Source organism: Geomobilimonas luticola (assembly GCF_018476905.1).
GTDB classification, from domain to species: Bacteria; Desulfobacterota; Desulfuromonadia; order Geobacterales; family Geobacteraceae; genus Geomobilimonas; species Geomobilimonas luticola.
In genome coordinates this window covers 1-620 of sequence record NZ_JAHCVK010000027.1, presented here as the reverse complement: position 1 = coordinate 620, position 620 = coordinate 1, and the positions used below count along the sequence as shown (strand labels likewise).

Below are 620 nucleotides of genomic sequence, written 5' to 3'. Positions count from 1 at the left end.
CCGGCCAGGTCGACCGCCTGCTGGGAAAGATTCTGGGCCGAACGGGAGAGCTGTTCCACCGAGGCCAGGTTTTCCCGGGCGCTGTCGCTGATGGTCTCCACCGCCTGTACCACCATCTCCCCACCCTTCTTCTGCTCCGCCGTCGCGTTCGCCACCTGCAGCGTCATGGAGTTCATGCTGTTGATCGCATCCACGATCTGTTTTGCCGACAGCGCCTGCTCCCGCGTCGCGATGCTCACCTGCTGGGTCACGTTGTTCATGTTCTCCACCGCGATCCGGATCTGCTTGCTCCCCTGCGCCTGCTCCCGCGTCGCTCCCGTTACCTCCTGGGTGACCGTGTTCATCCGCTCCACCGCGATCCGGATCTGCTTCCCGCCCTGGGCCTGCTCTCGCGCCGCATTGGCTACCTGCGCCGTCGCCTGGGTCATCCGCTCCACCGACTTCAGAACCTGCCCGGAGGCGTTGGCCTGCTCGTTGGTCATCAGGGCGATTTCGGACATGAGATTGCTCGTCTGCTCGATGCTTTTGACGATGTTCGCCAGGGCGTTACCCGCCGCACCCGACAGTTCCATGGACGCCCGCGCCTCCTGGGCCGCCAGCTCGCCGTATTTCACCGAGTC

General features: G+C 64.7%; 1 pseudogene. It reads right to left on the bottom strand.

The window, feature by feature from the left end:
• A pseudogene (locus KI810_RS17155) lies at window positions 1-620 on the bottom strand (methyl-accepting chemotaxis protein); the annotation flags it as partial.